Source organism: Aeromicrobium jepli, from assembly GCF_047246605.1.
Taxonomy (GTDB): domain Bacteria; phylum Actinomycetota; class Actinomycetes; order Propionibacteriales; family Nocardioidaceae; genus Aeromicrobium.
Genome location: NZ_JBFOKO010000001.1, coordinates 145,266 through 165,171 on the forward strand (window position 1 = coordinate 145,266; position 19,906 = coordinate 165,171).

16 protein-coding genes are annotated in these 19,906 nt (G+C 73.5%); 11 read left to right on the forward strand and 5 right to left on the reverse strand.

Features of this window, described 5'->3' with window-relative positions:
* Positions 1-22: 22 nt before the first annotated feature.
* The 5 genes from AB3M81_RS00670 to map all read left to right on the forward strand — a co-directional run bounded on the left by AB3M81_RS00670 (position 23) and on the right by map (position 5,258).
* Entirely contained in the window at positions 23-481 is a 459-nt protein-coding gene (locus AB3M81_RS00670; protein ID WP_412901979.1) for a MaoC family dehydratase, read from the forward strand.
* A gap of 3 nt (positions 482-484) precedes the next feature.
* Complete coding sequence (locus AB3M81_RS00675; protein WP_412901980.1) at positions 485-1,705, forward strand: acyl-CoA dehydrogenase family protein; 1,221 nt, start codon at positions 485-487, stop codon at positions 1,703-1,705.
* Positions 1,702-2,487 (forward strand): SDR family oxidoreductase, encoded by a 786-nt coding sequence (locus AB3M81_RS00680; RefSeq protein ID WP_412901981.1) that lies wholly within the window; start codon positions 1,702-1,704, stop codon positions 2,485-2,487. Before AB3M81_RS00675 ends, AB3M81_RS00680 begins: the two co-directional genes overlap by 4 nt.
* A gap of 76 nt (positions 2,488-2,563) precedes the next feature.
* A complete protein-coding gene (locus AB3M81_RS00685; RefSeq protein ID WP_412901982.1) occupies positions 2,564-4,462 on the forward strand; it encodes a hypothetical protein in 1,899 nt (632 codons plus the stop codon).
* Positions 4,463-4,484: 22 nt separating this feature from the next.
* Positions 4,485-5,258 carry a type I methionyl aminopeptidase gene (gene map, locus AB3M81_RS00690; RefSeq protein ID WP_412901983.1) on the forward strand — a complete coding sequence of 258 codons (774 nt, stop codon included), beginning with the start codon at positions 4,485-4,487 and terminating at the stop codon, positions 5,256-5,258.
* Between the two features lie 51 nt (positions 5,259-5,309).
* Here map and AB3M81_RS00695 read toward each other — a convergent pair whose 3' ends face one another.
* Positions 5,310-6,665 carry an amidase gene (locus AB3M81_RS00695; protein ID WP_412901984.1) on the reverse strand — a complete coding sequence of 452 codons (1,356 nt, stop codon included), beginning with the start codon at positions 6,663-6,665 and terminating at the stop codon, positions 5,310-5,312.
* Positions 6,666-6,948: 283 nt separating this feature from the next.
* On the opposite strand from AB3M81_RS00695, the gene AB3M81_RS00700 reads away from it, so the two are divergent.
* The 4 genes from AB3M81_RS00700 to AB3M81_RS00715 all read left to right on the forward strand — a co-directional run bounded on the left by AB3M81_RS00700 (position 6,949) and on the right by AB3M81_RS00715 (position 12,979).
* Positions 6,949-9,780 (forward strand): Ig-like domain-containing protein, encoded by a 2,832-nt coding sequence (locus AB3M81_RS00700; protein WP_412901985.1) that lies wholly within the window; start codon positions 6,949-6,951, stop codon positions 9,778-9,780.
* Positions 9,781-9,900: 120 nt separating this feature from the next.
* Complete coding sequence (locus tag AB3M81_RS00705) at positions 9,901-10,467, forward strand: maleylpyruvate isomerase family mycothiol-dependent enzyme (protein ID WP_412901986.1); 567 nt, start codon at positions 9,901-9,903, stop codon at positions 10,465-10,467.
* Between the two features lie 39 nt (positions 10,468-10,506).
* Complete coding sequence (locus AB3M81_RS00710; RefSeq protein WP_412901987.1) at positions 10,507-11,397, forward strand: ABC transporter ATP-binding protein; 891 nt, start codon at positions 10,507-10,509, stop codon at positions 11,395-11,397.
* A gap of 1 nt (position 11,398) precedes the next feature.
* The gene (locus AB3M81_RS00715; protein ID WP_412901988.1) at positions 11,399-12,979 is read left to right on the forward strand and encodes an ABC transporter permease; all 1,581 of its coding nucleotides are present in this window, start codon (positions 11,399-11,401) and stop codon (positions 12,977-12,979) included.
* Positions 12,980-12,983: 4 nt separating this feature from the next.
* Here the strand turns inward: AB3M81_RS00715 and AB3M81_RS00720 are convergent, their stop codons facing one another.
* Positions 12,984-13,928: an FKBP-type peptidyl-prolyl cis-trans isomerase gene (locus AB3M81_RS00720; protein ID WP_412901989.1), complete on the reverse strand. Its 945-nt coding sequence runs from the start codon at positions 13,926-13,928 to the stop codon at positions 12,984-12,986.
* Positions 13,929-14,056: 128 nt separating this feature from the next.
* On the opposite strand from AB3M81_RS00720, the gene AB3M81_RS00725 reads away from it, so the two are divergent.
* Positions 14,057-15,502 (forward strand): NCS2 family permease, encoded by a 1,446-nt coding sequence (locus AB3M81_RS00725; RefSeq protein ID WP_412901990.1) that lies wholly within the window; start codon positions 14,057-14,059, stop codon positions 15,500-15,502.
* Position 15,503: 1 nt separating this feature from the next.
* The gene (locus tag AB3M81_RS00730; RefSeq protein ID WP_412901991.1) at positions 15,504-16,091 is read left to right on the forward strand and encodes a DinB family protein; all 588 of its coding nucleotides are present in this window, start codon (positions 15,504-15,506) and stop codon (positions 16,089-16,091) included.
* A 1-nt stretch (position 16,092) separates the two neighbouring features.
* Here the strand turns inward: AB3M81_RS00730 and AB3M81_RS00735 are convergent, their stop codons facing one another.
* The 3 genes from AB3M81_RS00735 to AB3M81_RS00745 form a co-directional block, all read right to left on the reverse strand.
* The gene (locus AB3M81_RS00735; RefSeq protein WP_412901992.1) at positions 16,093-16,539 is read right to left on the reverse strand and encodes a DUF3817 domain-containing protein; all 447 of its coding nucleotides are present in this window, start codon (positions 16,537-16,539) and stop codon (positions 16,093-16,095) included.
* 93 nt (positions 16,540-16,632) lie between these two features.
* Entirely contained in the window at positions 16,633-19,062 is a 2,430-nt protein-coding gene (locus AB3M81_RS00740) for an FtsX-like permease family protein (RefSeq protein ID WP_412901993.1), read from the reverse strand.
* Entirely contained in the window at positions 19,059-19,835 is a 777-nt protein-coding gene (locus AB3M81_RS00745) for an ABC transporter ATP-binding protein (protein ID WP_412901994.1), read from the reverse strand. The genes AB3M81_RS00740 and AB3M81_RS00745 overlap by 4 nt, the downstream gene beginning before the upstream one ends.
* Between the last annotated feature and the right edge of the window lie 71 nt (positions 19,836-19,906).

The window sequence follows — 19,906 nt, forward strand, 5'->3', positions numbered from 1 at the left end:
GCTTAGTCACCAGGAGAAGCCCATGACCCGTGAGTTCGAGACCCTCGCCGATTTCAAGGCCGCCGTCGGCCAGGAGCTGGGCACCAGCGACTGGGTGACCGTGACCCAGGAGAAGATCAACCTGTTCGCCGACGCGACGGGCGACCACCAGTGGATCCACGTCGACCCCGAGGCCGCCGCCAAGGGCCCGTTCGGCAAGCCGATCGCGCACGGCTACCTCACCCTGAGCCTGCTGCCGGTGTTCACCGAGCAGATCTACTCGGTCAAGAGCGTCGTCATGGGCGTCAACTACGGCGCCAACAAGGTCCGCTTCCCGCACCCGGTGCCGGTCGACTCGCGCGTGCGCGCCACCGCCACCCTCAAGGACACGCAGGACATCGCGATCGGCACGCAGGCCATCGTCAGCGTCGTCGTCGAGATCGACGGCGTGGAGAAGCCGGCCTGCATCGCCGAGGTCGTCTACGTGATGGCCGAGGCCTGAGCCATGGACTTCGCCTTCGACGAGAAGACCCAGGGCCTCATCGAGAGGATGCAGGCCTTCATGGACGAGGTCGTCCACCCGGCCGAGCCCCTCGCGCACGAGCAGATCCAGGCGAACTACGCCAACGACACGTGGGACGTCCCGGCGGTCATCGAGGACCTCAAGGTCGAGGCGAAGAAGCGCGGCCTGTGGAACCTCTTCCTGCCCGGTGAGGGTGGCGCCGGCCTGACGAACCTGCAGTACGCGCCGCTGGCCGAGATCCAGGGCCGCAGCATCCAGCTGGCCCCGCCGGCGACCAACTGCGCCGCGCCCGACACGGGCAACATGGAGGTGCTGAACGAGTTCGGCACGCCGGAGCAGAAGAAGCAGTGGCTCGAGCCCCTGCTGGCCGGCGAGATCCGCTCCGCCTTCGCCATGACCGAGCCCGACGTCGCCTCGAGCGACGCGACGAACATCGAGACCTCGATCGTGCGCGACGGCGACGAGTACGTCATCAACGGCCGCAAGTGGTGGATCACGGGCGCGATGAACCCGAACGCCAAGGTCTTCATCGTGATGGGCAAGACCGATCCCTCGGCGCCGCGCCACCGGCAGCAGTCGCAGATCCTCGTGCCGCGGGACACCCCGGGCCTGGAGATCGTGCGCGGCATGCACGTGTTCGGCTACCACGACCGCGACCACGGCGGCCACGCCGAGCTGCGCTTCACGGACGTCCGCGTCCCCGTCACGAACCTGATCGCCGGCGAGGGCGACGGCTTCGCGATCGCACAGGCGCGCCTGGGACCGGGTCGCATCCACCACTGCATGCGCTCCATCGGCATCGCCGAGCGCGCGATCGAGCTGATGTGCCAGCGCGCGCAGGACCGCGTCGCGTTCGGCCGCCCGATCGCCGACCAGGGCGTCGTGCGCGACTGGATCGCGGAGTCCCGCGTCCGGCTCGAGCAGCTGCGCCTGCTCGTGCTCAAGACCGCGTGGCTCATGGACACGGTCGGCAACAAGGGCGCCCACACCGAGATCCAGGCGATCAAGATCGCGACCCCGTCGACCGTCCAGTGGATCCTCGACAAGGCGATCCAGGTGCACGGCGGCGGCGGCCTGAGCCAGGACTTCCCGCTCGCCGAGATGTACGCCGGCATCCGCACGCTGCGCTTCGCGGACGGCCCGGACGAGGTCCACAAGAACTCGCTCGCCAAGGCCGAGCTCAAGCGTCAGGGCCTGCGATGAGCCGCCGCTGCGTCGTCACCGGCGCCGCGGGCGGCATCGGCCTGGCGATCGCCGAGGCACTCGTCGCGCGCGGCGACCGCGTGCTGCTGGCCGACCTCGACGAGCAGCGCGTGCGCGAGGCCGCCGAGCGCCTGCAGCAGCCCTGGTTCGCCGGCGACGTCGCCGCCGAGCCGGGGGTGACCGACCTCATCGCCCGCGCGGACGACGAGCTCGGTGGGATCGACATGTACGTCGCGAACGCGGGCATCTTCCGCGGCTTCGGCCTGGCGGCCGACGAGTTCGACTGGTCGCTCTCGTGGGACGTCAACGTCATGGCCCACGTGCGTGCCGCCCGCGCGCTCGTGCCCCGCTGGAGCACCGAGCAGCCGGGCGTCTTCGCCGTCACCGCCTCCGCGGCGGGCCTGCTGACGCAGCTGGGCTCGCCGACCTACTCGGTCACGAAGAGGGCGGCCGTCGGCTTCGCCGAGTGGCTCGCCGCCACGTACGGCGACCGTGGCGTGCAGGTCGCGGCGCTGTGCCCGATGGGCGTCGCGACGCCGATGGCCGAGGCCGGCCAGACCGCCACGGACCCGGACGCGCGCCTGGCGCACGGCTCGGTCGCCACGGCCGGCGAGACCATCGCGCCGGAGGACGCCGCGCGCGTCCTGCTGGAGGCGATCGACGAGGGCCGCCTGCTCGCGCTGCCGCACCCCGAGGTCGGCACGATGTACGCCCACAAGGCGCAGGACACGGATCGCTGGATCGCGGGCATGCAGCGGTTCCGCGGGAGTCTCGAGGCCTGATCCACGTATCGGCCCTGAGCGGAGCGTCTCCTCCGATACGATCAGCCGACTCGTCACCAACTGGGGGAGCTCCCGAATGAACCGTCCGTCCCTGCGCTGGCTCGCCGGCGCCGCCCTCGCGGGGCTCACCGCGACCGCCCTGGTCGCGCCCGCCGCGCAGGCCGCCCCGGCGCCCGCCGCCTTCTGCGCCGACGGCAGCACGCCGATGGTGCCGCAGGACGAGGTGACCTCGACGTACGACGGGAGCACCACGGTCACGGGCCTGACCGTCACGCAGGGCACGACGCCCACGCAGTTCACGGGCACGTACGCGGGCCACATCGAGGACGCGCTCGGCACCGACGCCTCCGGCGAGGGCGTCGACCTGCTGCTGTTCGAGCTCTCGGGCGCCGGGATCGACTCCGGCGACGTGAAGGCCGGGATCTGGGCCGGCATGTCCGGCTCGCCGGTCTACGACCAGGACGGCCGGCTCATCGGCGCGGTCGCCTACGGCCTGAGCCCCTCCAACATCCGCCTCGCGGGCGTCACGCCGGCCGGCTACATGAAGCAGGTCGGCACCGACAAGCTCAAGGGCGCCCCCGCCAAGGTCAAGGTCACGAAGGCCAACCTCGAGGGCGCGTCCCGGCGCACCGCCGCCGCGGTCACGGGCGCCACGGCCCAGCAGCTCAAGACCGTCAAGGTGATCGCGGGCGGTGCCAAGGGCAACGCCGTCGCCAACCGCACGCAGGCGCGCGTCCCGGCGACCTCGCCCGCCGCGAAGTCCGTCCGCGCCGGCGGCTTCGCCGCGATCGGCGCCCCGGCACAGATCGCCGACCCGCTCGTCCCGGGCGGCAACATCGCCGTCGGGTACTCGACCGGCTCGCTGTTCTCCGGCGGCGTCGGCACGGTCACCGCGGTCTGCGGCGACCAGGTCTGGGCGTTCGGCCACCCGATGGACTTCGCCGGCGAGACCTCGCTGTCCATGCACAACGCATCCACCGCGCTCATCGTCCGCGACGACACCGGCGTGTCCGGCTCGTACAAGCAGGTCGCGCGCGTCGGCCAGCAGATCGGCACGATCACCGAGGACGGCTACGCGGCGATCCGCGGCACCGTCGGCCTCATCCGCGGCTTCCCCGTCGCGACGACGGTCAAGAACGCGCAGGGCAAGGTCCTCAAGCGCTACACGGGCCGTGTCGTCAACCCGCTGCTGGCCTCCAACGCCGCGCTCGGTCCCGTCCTCGGCGCCGTCGACTTCCTCGACAACGCCGGCACCGGCACGGCGCGGCTGAGCTGGCGCATCGACTACCGCCTGCCCGGCGGCCACCGGGGCCAGCTGTCCAACGCGCAGGTCTACTCCGGCCAGGACAGCCTCCTCGACGAGCTCGCCGGCGACCTCGGCAACGACATCTACGCGCTGGCCGGCACGGACCTCGCGGACGTCACGATCACCGGCGTCACCACCTCGCTGACGCTGCTCGACCGTCGCGACATCGACTACCGCGTCGCCGGTGCGCAGGTGTGGAACGGCCGCACGTGGGTCACCCTCAAGGGCCGCACGCTGGCGAAGCACCGCACGTACTCGGTCCGGCCGCTGTACCGCACGTACGTCAACGGCAAGCCCAAGACCGTGGTGCCCGGCACCCGCACGACGTTCCGGATGGGCCGTCTCGCGGCCGGTCGCGGCTCGGTCACCTTCGCGCCCCGCGGCGCCGGCAGCACGATCGAGTGCTTCGACGCCGGCGGCGGCCAGAAGATCTGCATCGACTTCGGCGACGAGGACGAGGAGGACGAGGGCGACGACGAGGAGTACCGCAACTTCGGCGAGCTCCTCACCGCGCGCGACGCCCTGGTCCGCGCCGACCGCGCCGACGTCGTCGCCGAGTGGGGCTGGAAGGGCCGCAAGTCCAAGGGCACCGCGAAGCGCCGCGCGGCCATCGTCGCCCCGGGCGTCGTCTCGGGCAGCTACAAGGCCACCTTCCGCATCAAGCGCTGAGGAACCTCCGTAGGCTGGCCGCATGGCGATCGAGCTCCTGACCCCGGGTCAACTCGACGACATGCGGCCGGCCGGCCGCTTCGTCGCCGAGGTCCTGACCACCCTCGTCGAGACGGCGGAGGTCGGCACGGACCTCCTCGACCTCGACGCGCTGGCCCACCGCATGATCAAGGACCGCGGCGCCGAGTCCTGCTACATCGACTACGCGCCCTCGTTCGGGCGCGGCCCGTTCGGCAAGGTGCTGTGCACGAGCGTCAACGACGCCGTCCTGCACGGGCTGCCGCACCGCTACAAGCTCAAGGACGGCGACCTCGTCAGCTTCGACTTCGCCGTGAGCGTCGACGGCTGGGTGTGCGACTCCGCGGTGAGCACGGTCGTCGGCACCCCGCGCGAGGAGGACCTGCGCCTCATCGAGGCCACCGAGGTCGCCCTCGCGCGCGCCATCGAGGTCGCGAAGCCGGGCAACAAGATCGGCGACATCAGCGCGACGATCGGCGACACCGCGCGTGAGTACGGCCTGACGGTCAACACGCAGTTCGGCGGCCACGGCGTCGGCCGCACGATGCACGGCGACCCGCACATCTCCAACGACGGCAAGGCCGGGCGCGGGTTCCCGCTCAAGCCGGGCCTGGTCATCGCGATCGAGCCGTGGTTCCTGGCCACCACCGACGAGATCCGGATGGACGACGACGGTTGGACGATCCGCAGCGCCGACGGCTCGCGCGGCGCGCACAGCGAGCACACGATCGCGATCACCGACGGCGACCCGATCGTGATGACCGACCGGACGCGCTGAGCTTCACGTTCCGCCGGCCTCGCGCGGCGTGTCGCGGGCCGAACGTGCAACTCAGCGGGTCAGCTGGTTCGCGACCTGCAGCAGCAGCGCGTCGCCGCCCACGTGGGCGGCCAGCATGACCCCGACGGGCAGCCCGTCGTGCTCGTGCAGCGGCAGGCTCATCGCCGGCTGGCCGCTCATGTTCATCAGCGCCGTGTACGGCGTGAACAGCAGCTCGCGGCGGTGGTCCTCGGCCGGGTCGCCCGACTCGGTGAACCACGCGTGCGGCTGCGGGGGCAGCGCGAGCGTCGGGGTGAGGAACAGGTCGTACCCGGCCAGCTCGGCGTTGACCCGCCCCGTCGTGAGCTCGAGGAACGTCAGGGCCGCCGCCAGCTCGGGCGCCGTCGCGCGACCGCCGCGCTCGTACCAGTAGCGCGTGGTGCCGCGCAGCGCGCCGTGCGCCTCGGGCGGCAGCGGGACCGAGGCCATGCCCGCCGACCAGATCACGTTGAACTGCGGCTCCAGCTCGGCCGGCCACGGGTTGGGGATCTCGACGACCTCGTGCCCGAGCGCCACCAGCGACTCGCGCGCCGCCGCCACCGCGGCCACCGAGCCGGGAGAGGCCTCGACGAAGTCCAGGTAGGGATCGGTCCAGGTCGCGATGCGCAGCCGCCCGGGATCGCGGCGGGCCTCCTCGGCGAACGGGACGGCCGGGGCCGGCCACACCCGCGAGGCGCCGGGCGTGGGCCGTGCGAGGACGTCCAGCATCGCGGCGACGTCGCGGACCGAGCGGGCGAGGACGCCGTCGGTCGCCAGGCCGCTCCACGTGGGCGAGTCCGGCCCGGCGCCCACTCGCCCGCGGCTCGGCTTGAGGCCGATGATCCCGCAGCACGACGCCGGGATGCGGATCGAGCCGCCACCGTCGCTGCCGGGCGCGAGCGGGAGCAAGCGGGCCGCGACCGCCGCGGCCGCGCCGCCGCTCGAGCCGCCCGCGTTGCGCTCGGGGTCGGCGGGGCAGCGCGCCGGGCCGACGACGTCGTTGTCGGTGTACGAGCTGAGGCCGAACTCGGGGGTGTTGGTCTTGCCCAGGCTGACGAATCCCGCCGCCTCGACGAGGTCGACGAGGTACGCGCTGTGATCAGGCACGTGGTCGGCCATGAGCGTCGAGCCCATCGTGGTGCGGACGCCGGCCGTGGGGGTGAGGTCCTTGAACGCGGTCGGCACCCCCGCGAACGGCGGCCGGACGGTCGCGGCGTCCCAGGCGGCGGCCCGCTCCAGCGCCCGCTCGGGCGTCACGGTCACGAAGGCGCCGAGGGTCTCGCCGTCCACGCGATCGAGGAAGTGGCGGGTCACCTCGACGCACGAGGCCTCGCCCGCGGCGATCGTGGCGGCGAGGTCGTGGGCGTCCAGCTCGTGCAGGTCGGTCACCGTGCCACCGTCTCGTGTCACGGCGCGCGGGACAAGCGCCGCCCCGCGGCCCGGCCTCGTCCCCGGGGTGAAGCGAAGGGGCCTCCGAGGGTGAAATCGCGCCGAGCGGCCGTCTCACCCGGTGTCCCGATGACACCGTGAGTCACACGGCCACCGAGGGGGTGGCCGTCGCCGCGCCGTCGTGCCATCGACGTTCTCGGGCCGGCCCGTCCCCCATCTCGGCCTGCCCCGACGCGGTGCTCAGCACGTACGGGAGGGACGTCCAGTGTCCACACGCAGACCCATGGCGAGGAGCGCACGGCGCCGCGGCCTCGAGAGGCTCGCCGCGACGAGCGCCGCGACCGCGACGGCGGCCGCGATGCTCGCGATCGCTCCGGCCTCCGCCGACCCGGCGCCGTCGCCGGCCGCCTTCACGCGCACCGCGACCGGCGCGTTCGACGGCACGGTGCCCGACGGCGTGTGCGCCGTGCGCGTCGAGGCGCTCGGCGGCGCCGGCGGCAGCTCGATCGGCGCCCAGGACACCAACGGCGCGGGCGCGCGCATCGGCGTGACCTACGCGGTCACGCCTGGCACGTCCTTCTCGGGCGTCGTCGGCTCCGGCGGCGGCGCGGGCGGGAACGCGAACGGCTCGATGGGCCCGGGCGGCACGCCCGGCGGCGGCCGCGGCGGCGTCTCGTCCGGCTACAACAACATCTACCACCACGGCGCCGGCGGCGGCGGTTACACGTCCGTCGTCATCGGCGGCGACGAGGTCGTCGTGGCCGGCGGCGGTGGCGGCAGCGGCGGCGGTCACACGCCGGCGGGAACGACGTACGGGTTCGGCGGCAACGGCGGCCTGCCCACCGCGGCCGGCGTGACGAGCGGCCAGGACGGCTTCGACGGCTACGACGGCACCGCGGCCCAGGGCGGCGGCGGCACGATCGGCGGCGGCCAGGGCGGTCAGGTCGACGCGGCGGGCGCCGGTGGCGTCCACACGACCTCGCCCGCCCGCAACGGCTTCGCGGCCGACGGCCGGACCGGTGGCAACGGCGGCAACGACCCGGGCGCCGACTCCGGCGCCGGCGGTGGCGGCGGCTACCACGCCGGCGGCGGTGGCGCGTCCACCGTCCTGTCGAACAGCCAGGGCGGCTCCAACGGCGTCTCAGGCGCCGGCGGCGGCGGTGGTGCCAGCTACGTCGCGCCGACGCTCGACGGGGCGGCCGCGACGGCGATCTCCTCCTCGGCGGGCCCCAAGCGCAACGGCAGCGGCAGCGGTGCCGACGGCGCGGTCACGCTGAGCTGGATCCTGTGCGACTACGACCTCGCGGTGAGCAAGTCGGTCGAGGGACCGGCCGCCGGCACCGGGGCGACGACCTGGACGGTCTCGGTCACCAACGAGGGACCCGACGACATGGCCGTCGGCGACACGGTCACGCTGACCGACTCGCTGCCCGGCCAGGGCGCCACGACGATCACCTCCCTCGACGCTCCCGCGGGCTTCGAGTGCCGCGTGGACGGCGACGTGATCGCCGTGGGTGACGAGATGGGCTCGCCGGTCGAGTGCGCCCGCCCCGACGGCTCCGGCCTGGCCGAGGGCGAGTCGATCACGGTCGTCTACACGCAGACCCTGAACCGCACCGGCGAGTACGTGAACACCGCGACCGTCACGGACCGGTCGACGGTCACGGGCAACAACTCGAGCACGGCCACGGCGCGCGTGGTCGGTCCCACGACGGACGACGGCGCCACCGAGGGCCGTCGCGGCAAGACCCAGCGCTGGACCCCGGAGCCCGAGCGCGGGACCTTCGCGGTCGACTGCGCGGACACGCTGACGCTGCTGGACGCCGACGACGATCCGGTCGCCGAGCTGGCCGTGCCGGGCGTCGGCTCCTACGCCGTCGACGGCTGCGAGATCGTCTTCACGCCGGTCCCGTCCTTCGAGGGGACGCCCGATCCCGTGCGCTACCGCGTCGCCGACAGCGAGGGCAACCCCGCGACCGGCACCTACGTCCCGACCGTGCTGCCGGCCGAGCCGCCGGCGACGAACAGCGGGACGACGTCGGGCCCGCAGGGCGTGGCGCAGTCGTGGGAGCCGTCGCCGGAGGCCGGTGAGGACTTCCCGATCGACTGGTCGACGCTGACGCTGGTGGACGAGGACGGTGACCCGGTGAGCGAGGTCGTCGTGCCGGGCCAGGGCACGTACTCGGTGGACGGCCGGGAGCTGGTGTTCACGCCGCTGCCCGGGTTCGTGGGCACGGCCGATCCGGTGGACTACCGGATCAGCGATGCCGGCGGCCAGCCGGCGCGCGGCACCTACACGCCGACCCTCACCGCGGTGACGCCCACCGCCGCCGACGACGCATCGTCGGGCTGGTGGAACCGTCCGCAGTCCGTCGACCCGCTGGTCAACGACGCACCCGGGGACCCCGCGCTCCCGCTCGACCCCCGCAGCCTGACGCTGCTGGACGAGCAGGGCGAGCCGGTGACCGAGGTCCGCGTGGCCGAGGGGGTCTACACGATCGAGGACGGCCGGATCGTCTTCACGCCCGAGCGCGGCTTCACCGGCACCCCGACGCCGGTGGACTACCGCGTGAGCGACGCCAACGGCACGCCGGCGCGCGCCACCTACCAGCCGGAGGTGCGCGGTCCGGAGACGTCGCAGGACCTCGTCGACACGCTGGTCTGCGGCACCCCGGCCGTGTTCGACACGGTGCAGGACGTGCCGGGCCTGGACCCGGTCAGCGTCCGTCTGCTCGACGCAGACGGCAACCCGGTCCTCGAGCTCGTCGTCGACGGCGAGGGCACCTGGAAGGTCGACCCGGACACGGGTCGCGTGACCTTCACGCCGGACGGCTGCTTCGTCGGCACCGTCACGAGCGTGGACTGGGAGGGTGAGCTGGCCGACGGCACTCCGGTGGTCGGCAGCCTGAGCCTCACGTACGTCGAGGAGCCCGTCGACGACACCCCCGTCGCGGACGACGAGCCGGCTCAGGACGAGCCGGATGAGCCCGCGAAGAGCGACTCCGCCCTGGCGAACACCGGCGGCCCGGTGCTGGGGTGGCTGCTGCTGGGACTCGCCCTCGTGGGCGCGGGCGGCGTGATCGTCCGCAGTCGCCGCGAGGCGGAGCGTCACTGACGCGCCAGTGACGACGAGCGGGGCCGGGGAACCGGCCCCGCTCGTGCGTTCCCGGCCGGGGGTTGACGCGCGGGCCCGGCCGAGGGTCGACTGGCGATGACCCGTCGACAGGAGCACGCCATGACCGCAGACTCGATCCCCGGCCGTCACGAGCGGGCCGCCGGCCGCTTCACCGGCGTGGTCGACCACGTCACCGACTGGGACGCGCGCAGCCCCGTGCCCGAGTGGACCGCGCGCGACGTCGTGATGCACCTCGTGATGTGGATCCACGACTTCCTGGCGGACGGCGGGGTCGAGCTGACGCGGCACATCGACGGCGAGGACCCGGTCGGGACGTGGCACGCCCATGCGGCCGAGATCCAGCGGATCCTCGACTCGCCCGCCGCGGAGCAGGAGTTCACGCATCCCGCGGCCGGCACCGCGCCGCTGGCCGAGACGCTCGACCGCTTCTACACGGTGGACGTCCTCATGCACACGTGGGACCTCGCCGAGGCGGCCGGCCTGCCGTCGGGGCTGGACCCACGGGAGTGCGAGCGGCTCCTCGAGGGGATGCGGCGGATCGAGCCGATGCTGCGCGAGTCCGGCCAGTTCGGCCCGGCCGCGGTGCCCGTCCCGGACGACGCCGACGGGGTCGTCCGGCTGATGGGCTTCATCGGGCGCGATCCCCAGTGGCGGTCGCGCGGCTGACCCTGGCCCGGTGGCCCCGCCGCGAGGCACGATGGCCGCATGGACACCGCGATCGAGGTGGCCGGACTGGTCAAGCGGTTCGGCACGTTCGCCGCGCTGGACGGACTCGACCTGAGCGTCGCGCGCGGCCGCATCCACGGCTTCCTCGGACCGAACGGGGCGGGCAAGTCGACGACCCTGCGCGTGCTGCTGGGCCTGTACCGGGCCGACGGCGGCCGTGCCGAGGTCCTCGGCCACGACCCGTGGGACGACGCGGTCGCCCTGCACGAGCGGCTCGCGTACGTGCCGGGCGACGTCGAGCTGTGGCCGAGGCTGACCGGGGGCGAGACCATCGACCTGCTGCTGTCGATGCGCGGCGTCCGCGGTCGCGCGCGCCGTCGCGACGAGCTCATCGAGCGGTTCGCGCTCGACCCGACGAAGCGGTCCTCGGCGTACTCGAAGGGCAACCGGCAGAAGGTCGCGCTCGTCGCGGCCCTCGCGGCGGACGTCGACCTTCTGGTGATGGACGAGCCGACGTCCGGCCTCGACCCGCTCATGGAGGAGCAGTTCCGGCGCTGCGTGCGCGAGGCCGCCGAGTTCGGGACGACCGTGCTCCTGTCGAGCCACCTGCTCGGCGAGGTCCAGGCGCTGTGCGACGACGTCACGATCGTCCGCGACGGGCGCACGGTGCTGTCCGGGGACCTCGACCGCCTGCGCGTCGTCACCCGGTCGAAGGTCTCCGCCGAGCTCGGTCGCGACGCCGCCTCGCTGGCGGAGCGCCCGGACGTGCACGACCTCCACCGCGAGGGCGACCGGACCGTCATGCAGGTCGACGACCTCGACGTCCCGGCCGTCGTCGCGGCGCTCGCCGCCCTCGACCCGGTCGGGCTCACGGTGGAGCCGCCCTCGCTCGAGGAGCTGTTCCTGCGCCAGTACGCGGGCGAGGGCTGAGATGCTCACGGGCTTCGGCGGCCTGCTGCGCGTCGCGCTCGAGGGCGAGCGCCGGCGGACGCCGGTGACGGTCGCGGCGTTCGTGGCGATCTTCCTCGCGACGAGTGCGCAGCTGGCGACGCTCGCGCCGACCCTCGCCGAGCGCGAGGCGCTGCGGACGACCGTGTCGGCGTCCGCCTCGTTCACGCTGCTACTCGGGCCGTTCGAGCATCCCGAGACGGTGGCGTCGACCACCTCGTGGCGCATCGGGCTGTTCATGGCGGGCGCCCTCGCGGTGCTGGCCGCCCTGACGGTCGTCCGGCACACGCGGCGCGAGGAGGAGTCCGGGCGGCTCGAGCTGGTCCGGGCCGCCCGCGTCGGCCGGCTCGCGTCGCTCGCGGCGGCCGTCACGTCGGCGCTGCTCATGGTGGTGGTCACCGCGGGCGCGAGCGCCGTGACCCTGCTGCCGAGGGACGCGTCGGGTGAGCAGGCCCTGGCGTTCGCCGTCGCGCTGGCGGTGCCGGCGCTCGTCGCGATCGGGCTGGCCGCGGCGACCTCCGAGGTCGCCACGACGGGGCGGGCGGCGAGCGGCCTCGCCGTCGGGATCGTGCTCGCGGGGTACGTCGTGCGGGGCGTCGCGGACGTGCGCGGCTGGGACGTGCTCGCCGCGGCCGAGCCGTTCGGCTGGAGCGTCGACGTGGACCCCTTCGGCGAGGTGCGCTGGATCGCCGTCGTCCCGGCGCTCGTCGTCACCGTCCTGCTCGTCGCGGCGGCGGCGCTGCTGGCGCGCGACCGCGACCTGGGCGCGGGCCTGCTGGCGGTGCGCGCCGGGCGGCCCGGCTCGACCCGGCTGACCGGGCCGGTGCCCCTGGCGCTGCGGCTCGAGCGCTCGGCGTTCCTGGGGTGGGCGGCGGTCCTCGCGCTCTTCGGCGCGTTCGTCGGCTCCGTCCTGCCGAGCCTGGGCGAGGTGGCCGGCTCGAACCCGCAGTTCCAGCGGATGCTCGAGCAGCTCGGCGGCGAGGGCGCGCTCGTCGACGCGTTCCTCGTGACCATGTCGCAGTTCTTCTCGGTCGCGGTGGCCTGCTGGACGCTGTCCCACCTCGGCACGCTCGTCGCCCAGGAGGCCCGCGGACCGGTGGAGGCGGTGCTCGCCACCGGGGTCAGCCGCCCCCGGCTGCTGCTCGGGCACGTGGTCCTCGGGTTCGCCGGAGCCGTCGTGCTGGAGCTGGTCGTGGCGCTCGGCGTCGGGACGCAGGGACCGGCGGGCGACGCGCTGGCCGCGTTCGCGGTGCACCTGCCGGCCGTGTGGCTGCTCGCGGCGGTGGGCGCGCTCGTCCTGGGCGGGTGGCCGCAGCACTGGTGGGTCGCCTGGGCCGTGCTGATCCTGTCGGCCGTCGCCGGCGTCTTCGGCGACCTGCTCGGACTGCCCGGGTGGGTCCAGGACCTGTCCGTCCTGTCGCACGTGCCGGCCGTGCCCACCGTGGACCCGGACTGGGCGCCCCTGCTGACGACGACGGCCGCGGCGGTCGTCGTGACCGCCGCGGCCGTCGTGCTGCACCGGCGTCGCGACGTGCCCGCCGCGGCGCGGGCACGTCGGCACTGAGCCGTCAGTCGATCGAGACGATCTCCACCACGAACAGCAGCGTCTTGCCGCCGAGCTCGTTGCCCTCGGACTCCTCGGTTCCGTAGCCGTACTCGGGCGGCATCGTCACGAGGATCGTGGAGCCCTGCTTCTGCCCGACGACACCCGCCTTGAAGCCCTGCACGACCTGGTCGGTCGACAGCTGGGCCGGCTGGCCCTGGCCGAACGTCTGCTGGAAGACCTTGCCGCCGGACTCCCACGTGCTGCCCTGGTAGTTGACGGTGATCGTGTCCCCGGCCTTGACGGTCTTGCCGTCGCCCTCCTCGAGGACCTTCACCAGGACGTCCTTCGGCGGGTCCGTCTTCGGCAGCGTGACCTTCGGCTGCTTGCCCTTGAGCGAGACCTCGGGGACGTCCTTCGTCCACGGCTTGGCCTCGAGCTCCTCGCGGACGTCGACCACGTCCGTGACGATGACGAGCGAGTCGGTCGCCTTGATGTCCAGGTCGGCGTAGCCCTCGTCGCCGTAGACGTCCCCGGCCGAGACCGTGGTGACGACGCGCGAGCCGGTGGGCACGCACTCGATGCCGGCACGGAACGCCTCGAACGTGTTCTCGTCGCCGACGGTCAGCGTGGCGGCCTCGCTGAGCGCCTGCTTGCCGGTGCGGCCGTTGTAGACGGTGACGATCGCCTCGACCTGGTCGTCCTGGGTGGTCGCGTCGCCGTCGCCCTCGTCGAGCACGGTGCGCTGCAGGTCGTCCTTGCCCGCCTCGAGCGGCTTGCCGAAGGTGGCCTTCGGGCCGGTCTTGCCGAACTCGCCCGAGACCTTGACCGCGTCGCTGCTGTCGCCGGGGGAGTACGTGGTGCAGTTCTCATCCTTCGTCGACGCCTTGTCGTCGTCGGAGGATCCGCAGGCCGCGAGCGCGCCCAGGGAGAGCACGAGCAGGACGGGCACGGTGGTCAGGTTCCGCATGGGTGAGGATCTCGATTCTTCGCAGGGTGGGTCCCGAGCAGTCTGCCGAGCGTACCTGTCATCACGCTGAGAACGCCCTGAGAACCCCGCGTCCCCGGGCAGAATCGGCCCTGACAGAATGGTCGTCCGTGACGAACACCCTTGATCGATTCTTCAAGATCTCGCAGCGCGGCTCGTCCGTGGGGCAGGAGGTGCGCGGCGGTGTCGTGACCTTCCTGACGATGGCGTACATCATCGTCCTCAACCCGATCATCCTCAGCGGCGTCGCCGATGCCGACGGCAACTACCTCGGTGGCGGCTCGGTCGAGGGCGGCGGGTTCGTCACGATCGCGGCGTGCACCGCGCTGGTCGCCGGCGTGCTGACGATCCTCATGGGCGTCGTCGCCAACTTCCCGATCGCGCTCGCCACCGGCCTGGGCCTCAACGCGTTCGTCGCGTTCGCGGTCGCGTCGCAGATGTCGTGGGCCGACGCGATGGGCCTGGTGGTGCTCGAGGGCATCGTCATCCTCGTCCTGGTCCTCACCGGCTTCCGCAAGGCCGTGTTCGACGCCGTCCCGGCGCAGCTCAAGACCGCCATCGCGGTCGGCATCGGCCTGTTCCTGACGCTTATCGGCCTCATCGACGCCGGCTTCGTGCGCGGCACCGGCAACGCCTCCCCGCCCATCGGCATGGGCATCGGCGGCGAGCTGTCCGGCTGGCCCGTCCTGGTGTTCTGCCTCGGCCTGCTGCTGATGATCAGCCTGCACGCCCGCCGCGTCCCCGGCGCGATCCTGATCGGCATCGTCGTCACCACGATCGTCGCGATCATCGTCCAGGCCATCACCGACACCCCGGGCGCCGGCGGCGACCCGGCGTCGAAGGGCTGGAACCTCAACGTGCCCGCGCTGCCGGGCTGGGACGGCATCGTCAGCACGCCCGACTTCTCGCTGCTGGGCGAGTTCAACCTGCTCGGCTCGTTCGAGCGCGTCGGCGTCGTCGCCGCGGTCCTGCTCGTCTTCACCCTCATGCTGGCCGACTTCTTCGACACGATGGGCACCATGACGGCCGTCGGCGCCGAGGCCGGCCTGAACGACGAGGACGGCGCGCCCGAGGGCGCCCAGCGCATCCTCGTGGTCGACTCCGTCGCGGCCGCCGTGGGCGGTGTCGCCGGCGTCTCGAGCAACACGTCCTACGTCGAGTCGACCGCGGGCGTCGCGGACGGCGCGCGCACGGGCCTGGCCTCCGTCGTCACCGGCATCTGCTTCCTGCTCGCGACGGTCTTCACGCCGATCGTGCAGGTCATCCCGAACGAGGCGGCCGTCGCGGCCCTGGTCATCGTCGGCTTCCTGATGATGACGCAGGTGACCGAGATCGACTGGACCGACCACGAGATCGCGATCCCGGCGTTCCTGACGATCGCGCTCATGCCGTTCACGTACTCGATCACCGCCGGCATCGGCGCGGGCTTCCTGGCCTACGTCGTGCTCAAGGTCGTCATGGGCAAGATGCGCGAGATCCACGTGCTGCTGTGGGTCATCGCCGTGCTGTTCGTCATCTACTTCGCGATCGACCCGATCACCCGGGCGCTGACCTGACGTGGACCACCGCGCGCAGCTGCTGCACTACCTCGACCGGGGTCGGGCGGCGGTCGTGCGCGCGGTGTCCGGGCTCGACGAGTACGACGCGCGGCGCCCGCTGACGCCCTCGGGCACGAACCTGCTCGGCCTGGTGAAGCACCTTGCGACCGTCGAGCACGGATACGTGGCGTGCACCGCGTACCCCGTCGACCTCGAGATCGCCTGGTCCGACGACGCGTCGCTCGACGCGAACGAGGAGCTGTGGCTCACGCCCGACCAGACGTCGGACGAGATCCTCGACCTGTACGCCGCGGTCGCCGCCCAGACCGGGCGTGCGGCGCGGCTCCTCCCACCCGACGCGCCGGCGACCGTGCGCTGGTGGCGCGATCCCGAGACGACGTTCGACCGCCTGCTGGTGCACCTCGTGAGCGAGACCGCCCAGCACGCCGGCCACCTCGAGATCCTGCGCGAGGGGCTCGACGGCCAGGCTGACCTCGCGGACGAGGCGGACCCGGAGCGCGGGGACGCGTGGCGGCTGGAGTACTCCCGGCGGATCGAGGAGGCGGCCGTGCCGTTCCGCGGCGCCGGCCGCCGCGTGCGCGGCTGACTCAGCTGGTGGGCGGGCCCACCACGAGGGCGGCGCCCGTCAGCACGGCCACGGCGGCGACGCCGACCAGGGCGCCCTGGACGGGCTTGCGCACGAGCCAGGCCACGAGCCGGTCGAGCGTGCTCGCCGGCTCGCTGCTCGTGAGGCGCCACCGCTCGGGCAGAGCGCCCCGGCGCTCGCTGGCCACGTCGAACCAGATCGTGAAGAACGGCGGGATCGCGGCCAGCAGGCCGAGCGCCGTGCGCTTGAGGCTCCAGCGCGCGTCGATCGCGACGACGACGGTCGTGACGACGTAGGCCACGAAGACGACGCCGTGGAGCATCCCGCCGACGCGCACCCCGAGCTCGGTCGTCTCGGTGACGTACTTGAGGAACATGCCCGTGAGCAGCAGGGCCCACGTGACGGCCTCGGCGACGGCGACGGTGCGGAACAGGCGGCGGGGAGACATGACTCCATTGTCCCCGGCGCGGGCAAGCCACCGAACGCGACGTTCCCGGGGCCCACACGCCGTGTGGGACCCCGGGAACGTCACTGCATCGCCTCAGTCGAGGGTCAACCCCTCGGCCGGGGTGACGCGCGCGCCACGGCGGGCGGGCAGCGTCGAGGCCAGCAGGCCCGCGCCGGCGGCGACGACGAGCACCGCCGCGAGCTGGGCCCACGGGACCACCAGGCCGCCGGCCCCCATCACGGGCGTCACGACGGTCTCGACCGCGAACCAGGCGTACGCGACGCCCAGGCCGGTGCCGAGCACGGCCGCCACGACGGCCAGCAGCATGCCCTCCGCCGCGAGCGTCCGGCGCAGGCCGCGCCGCGTCAGGCCGAGCGCCCGCAGCAGGGCGTGCTCGCGGGACCGCTCGAGGATCGACAGGCCCACCGTGTTCGCGATGCCCACGAGGGCGATCAGGACGCCGACCCCGAGCAGGCCGAGCACGGCCCACACGAGCACGTCGAGCTGCAGGGCGACCCACTGCTGGTCCTTGAGGTTGTTCGTCACGTCGAGGTCGGCGCCGGACGTGGCGGTCGCGAGCGCGTCGCCGAGCTCCTCCCCGTCCGCGCCGTCGTCGGCCAGCACCCACAGCGCCCGCGTGTCCGGCGTGTCGGTCAGCCGATCGAGCACGGTGGGGGAGACGAGCGCGACGTCGCCGGCCTGCACGCCGACGATGCGGGTGGCGAGCGTGACCTCGCCGATCCGGGTGCGCAGCGTCAGACGCTCCGGGACGCCGTTCTCGAGCGTCTGCGCGAGGCCCGCCGGAACGAGGACCTCGTCGTCGCGAGCACGTGTGGCGCTCGCGTCGTGCGTCAGCGCGCGCTGGGGGGCCGTCGGTGCCGCGACCGTCAGGCGGCCCGCCTCGGAGGCGACGCGCGTCCCCGCGACGACCACCACGTCGTCCACGCCGTCGAGGCCGCGGACCCGCTGGACGGTCTCGGGCTCGATGACGCGACCCGCCACGGCGTAGTCGACCGGGTACTCACCGTCCATGTCGGCCTGGACGACGTCGCGGGCGCTCGTCATCCCGGTCAGCACGGCCGTCGCCAGCGTCACGCCGACGAGCAGCGAGGCCGTCGTGGCGGCGCTGCGCCGCGGGTTGCGCACGGCGTTCGCCGCGGCGATGCGGAACGGAGCGCCCAGTCGCGCGGTCGCCCGCCCGAGCAGCCGCAGCAGCGCGGGCACCAGGACCGGGCCCAGCAGCAGGATGCCGACGAACGAGACCATGCCACCGGCGACGAGGACCGGCATGGACTCGGTCGCGACGGCGCCGGCCAGGCCGACGGTGCCGGCGATCGTGGCGAGCAGCCCGAGGGCGAGCCGGATCCGGCCCGAGCCGGTGCGTCCGGTGGGCTGCTCGGCGGGGCGCAGTGCCGCGAGCGGGCTGACCCGCACGACGAGGCGGGTGGGGAACCAGGCGGCGACCACGGTCGTCAGCACGCCGCCAACGAACGCCGCCACGAGCCACGTCGGCGAGAACGAGACGCTGCCGAAGTTCTCCTCGCCGGCCAGGGCCCGGATCAGCGCGCCGAGCCCGAGACCGCCTGCGACGCCGGCGACCACGCCGGTCGCGCCGGCGACGAGCGCCAGGACGACCGCCTCGACGCGCACGGACCGCAGGACCTGGCGGCGCGTCGCGCCGACGCAGCGCAGGAGGGCGAAGTCGCGGCTGCGCTGGGCGAACAGGATCGTGAAGGTGTTGGCGATGACGAGCACCGCCACGAAGCCGGCCACCGCCGCGAACAGCAGCAGCAGGATCGCGAGGACGTCGACGCCCTGGTTCATCATCACGATGCGGGCGCTCACGAAGTCGTCGCGGGAGCGGACCTGCGACTCGACCGCCTCGTCGAGCGCCTGCTGCGCCGCGGCGACGTCACCGTCGCGCACGTCGTAGGCGATCGAGTCGGCGTAGACGTCGCCGAGCGAGGCCAGGGCGGGCCAGGTGACCTGGACGTCGCCGCCCATCGGGGAGCCGGCGCCGCTCAGGCCGACGACGGTGACGGACCGCGTCGCGTCCCCAAGGCCGATCGTCAGCCGGTCGCCGACGGAGACCTGCTCGGCGCGGGCGGCCGTGCGCGACATCAGCGCCTCGTCGTCGGACGTGGGCGCGCGACCCTCGACGACCTCCTGCGTGCGCAGGTCGGGATCGAGCGAGAGGGTGCCGACGGGCATGTCCTCGGCGATCGTGCCCGACGGTCCGTCCACCCGGGTCCACGCGGTGGCGAGGACGCTGGCGCGGTCGCCGCGCTCGCGCGCCACCTCGAGCGTGCGGCCCGGATCGTCCGTGGCGAGGCCCTGGTCGTCGCCGACGACGAGCTCCGCATCGGGGTACGAGGCCTCGACGCCGGCGGCCACGGCGTTGCGGGCGCCGGAGCCGAGGGCGTCGATGACGATGACGAAGGCGACGGCGATCGTGACGGCGACGAGGGCCGCCACGTACCGGCGCGTGTGCGTCCGCAGGGACGCCAGGAGCACGGACCTCATCGGGCACCCGCCTCGAGCGTCGCGGCGACCTGCTCGCGCGTGGGGGAGACGAGGTGGGCGCGGACGCGGCCGTCGGAGAGCACCACGACGTCGTCGGCGTAGGCGGCCGCGTCCAGCTCGTGGGTCACCATGACGACCGTGTGCCCGAGGTCGGTGACGCTGCGGCGCAGGAACGACAGGACCTCCGCCGAGGCGGTGCTGTCGAGGTTGCCGGTCGGCTCGTCGGCGAAGACGACGTCGGCGTCGGTCGCCAGCGCCCGGGCGATCGCGACGCGCTGCTGCTGGCCGCCGGAGAGCTCGCCGGGGCGGTGCTCGAGCCGGTCGCGCAGGCCGAGCACGTCGATGACCTGCGCGACCCGCTCGCGCGCACCGGGCTCGAGGCGCCGGCCCGCCAGCTCGAACGGCAGCAGGATGTTCTGCCGCGCGGTCAGCATCGGCAGCAGGTTGAACGCCTGGAACACGAAGCCGAGGCGGTCGCGGCGGAAGTGCGTGAGCCGGTCGTCGTCGAGCGAGGTGAGCTCGACGCCGGCGATCGTGACGGTGCCCTCGGTGGGGCGGTCGAGCCCGGCGAGGCAGTGCATGAGGGTCGACTTGCCGGAGCCGGACGGGCCCATGATCGCGGTGAAGCGGCCGGGCGCCAGGTCGAGGTCGACGGAGCGCAGCGCGTGGACGGTGGTGTCGCCGCGGCCGTACGTCTTGGTGAGGCCGCGCACGGCGGCGGCGGGCAGCGCGTCGGGCTGCAGGACGGAGCGGGAGAAGGACGTCGTGGTCATGGCCCGACGCTATTTTCGCGGCGGGGTCCGGGTCGTCGCCCCGCAGCCGGATCTTCACGTCCGACCACGGT

Excerpts from the sequence above, each read along its gene's own strand:
- AB3M81_RS00670 (WP_412901979.1), top strand. The coding sequence starts at position 23 with ATGACCCGTGAGTTCGAGACCCTCGCCGATTTCAAGGCCGCCGTCGGC.
- AB3M81_RS00675 (WP_412901980.1), top strand. The coding sequence starts at position 485 with ATGGACTTCGCCTTCGACGAGAAGACCCAGGGCCTCATCGAGAGGATG.
- AB3M81_RS00680 (WP_412901981.1), top strand. The coding sequence starts at position 1,702 with ATGAGCCGCCGCTGCGTCGTCACCGGCGCCGCGGGCGGCATCGGCCTG.
- AB3M81_RS00685 (WP_412901982.1), top strand. The coding sequence starts at position 2,564 with ATGAACCGTCCGTCCCTGCGCTGGCTCGCCGGCGCCGCCCTCGCGGGG.
- map (WP_412901983.1), top strand. The coding sequence starts at position 4,485 with ATGGCGATCGAGCTCCTGACCCCGGGTCAACTCGACGACATGCGGCCG.
- AB3M81_RS00700 (WP_412901985.1), top strand. The coding sequence starts at position 6,949 with ATGGCGAGGAGCGCACGGCGCCGCGGCCTCGAGAGGCTCGCCGCGACG.
- AB3M81_RS00705 (WP_412901986.1), top strand. The coding sequence starts at position 9,901 with ATGACCGCAGACTCGATCCCCGGCCGTCACGAGCGGGCCGCCGGCCGC.
- AB3M81_RS00710 (WP_412901987.1), top strand. The coding sequence starts at position 10,507 with ATGGACACCGCGATCGAGGTGGCCGGACTGGTCAAGCGGTTCGGCACG.
- AB3M81_RS00715 (WP_412901988.1), top strand. The coding sequence starts at position 11,399 with ATGCTCACGGGCTTCGGCGGCCTGCTGCGCGTCGCGCTCGAGGGCGAG.
- AB3M81_RS00720 (WP_412901989.1), bottom strand. The coding sequence starts at position 13,928 with ATGCGGAACCTGACCACCGTGCCCGTCCTGCTCGTGCTCTCCCTGGGC.
- AB3M81_RS00735 (WP_412901992.1), bottom strand. The coding sequence starts at position 16,539 with ATGTCTCCCCGCCGCCTGTTCCGCACCGTCGCCGTCGCCGAGGCCGTC.
- AB3M81_RS00740 (WP_412901993.1), bottom strand. The coding sequence starts at position 19,062 with ATGAGGTCCGTGCTCCTGGCGTCCCTGCGGACGCACACGCGCCGGTAC.
- AB3M81_RS00745 (WP_412901994.1), bottom strand. The coding sequence starts at position 19,835 with ATGACCACGACGTCCTTCTCCCGCTCCGTCCTGCAGCCCGACGCGCTG.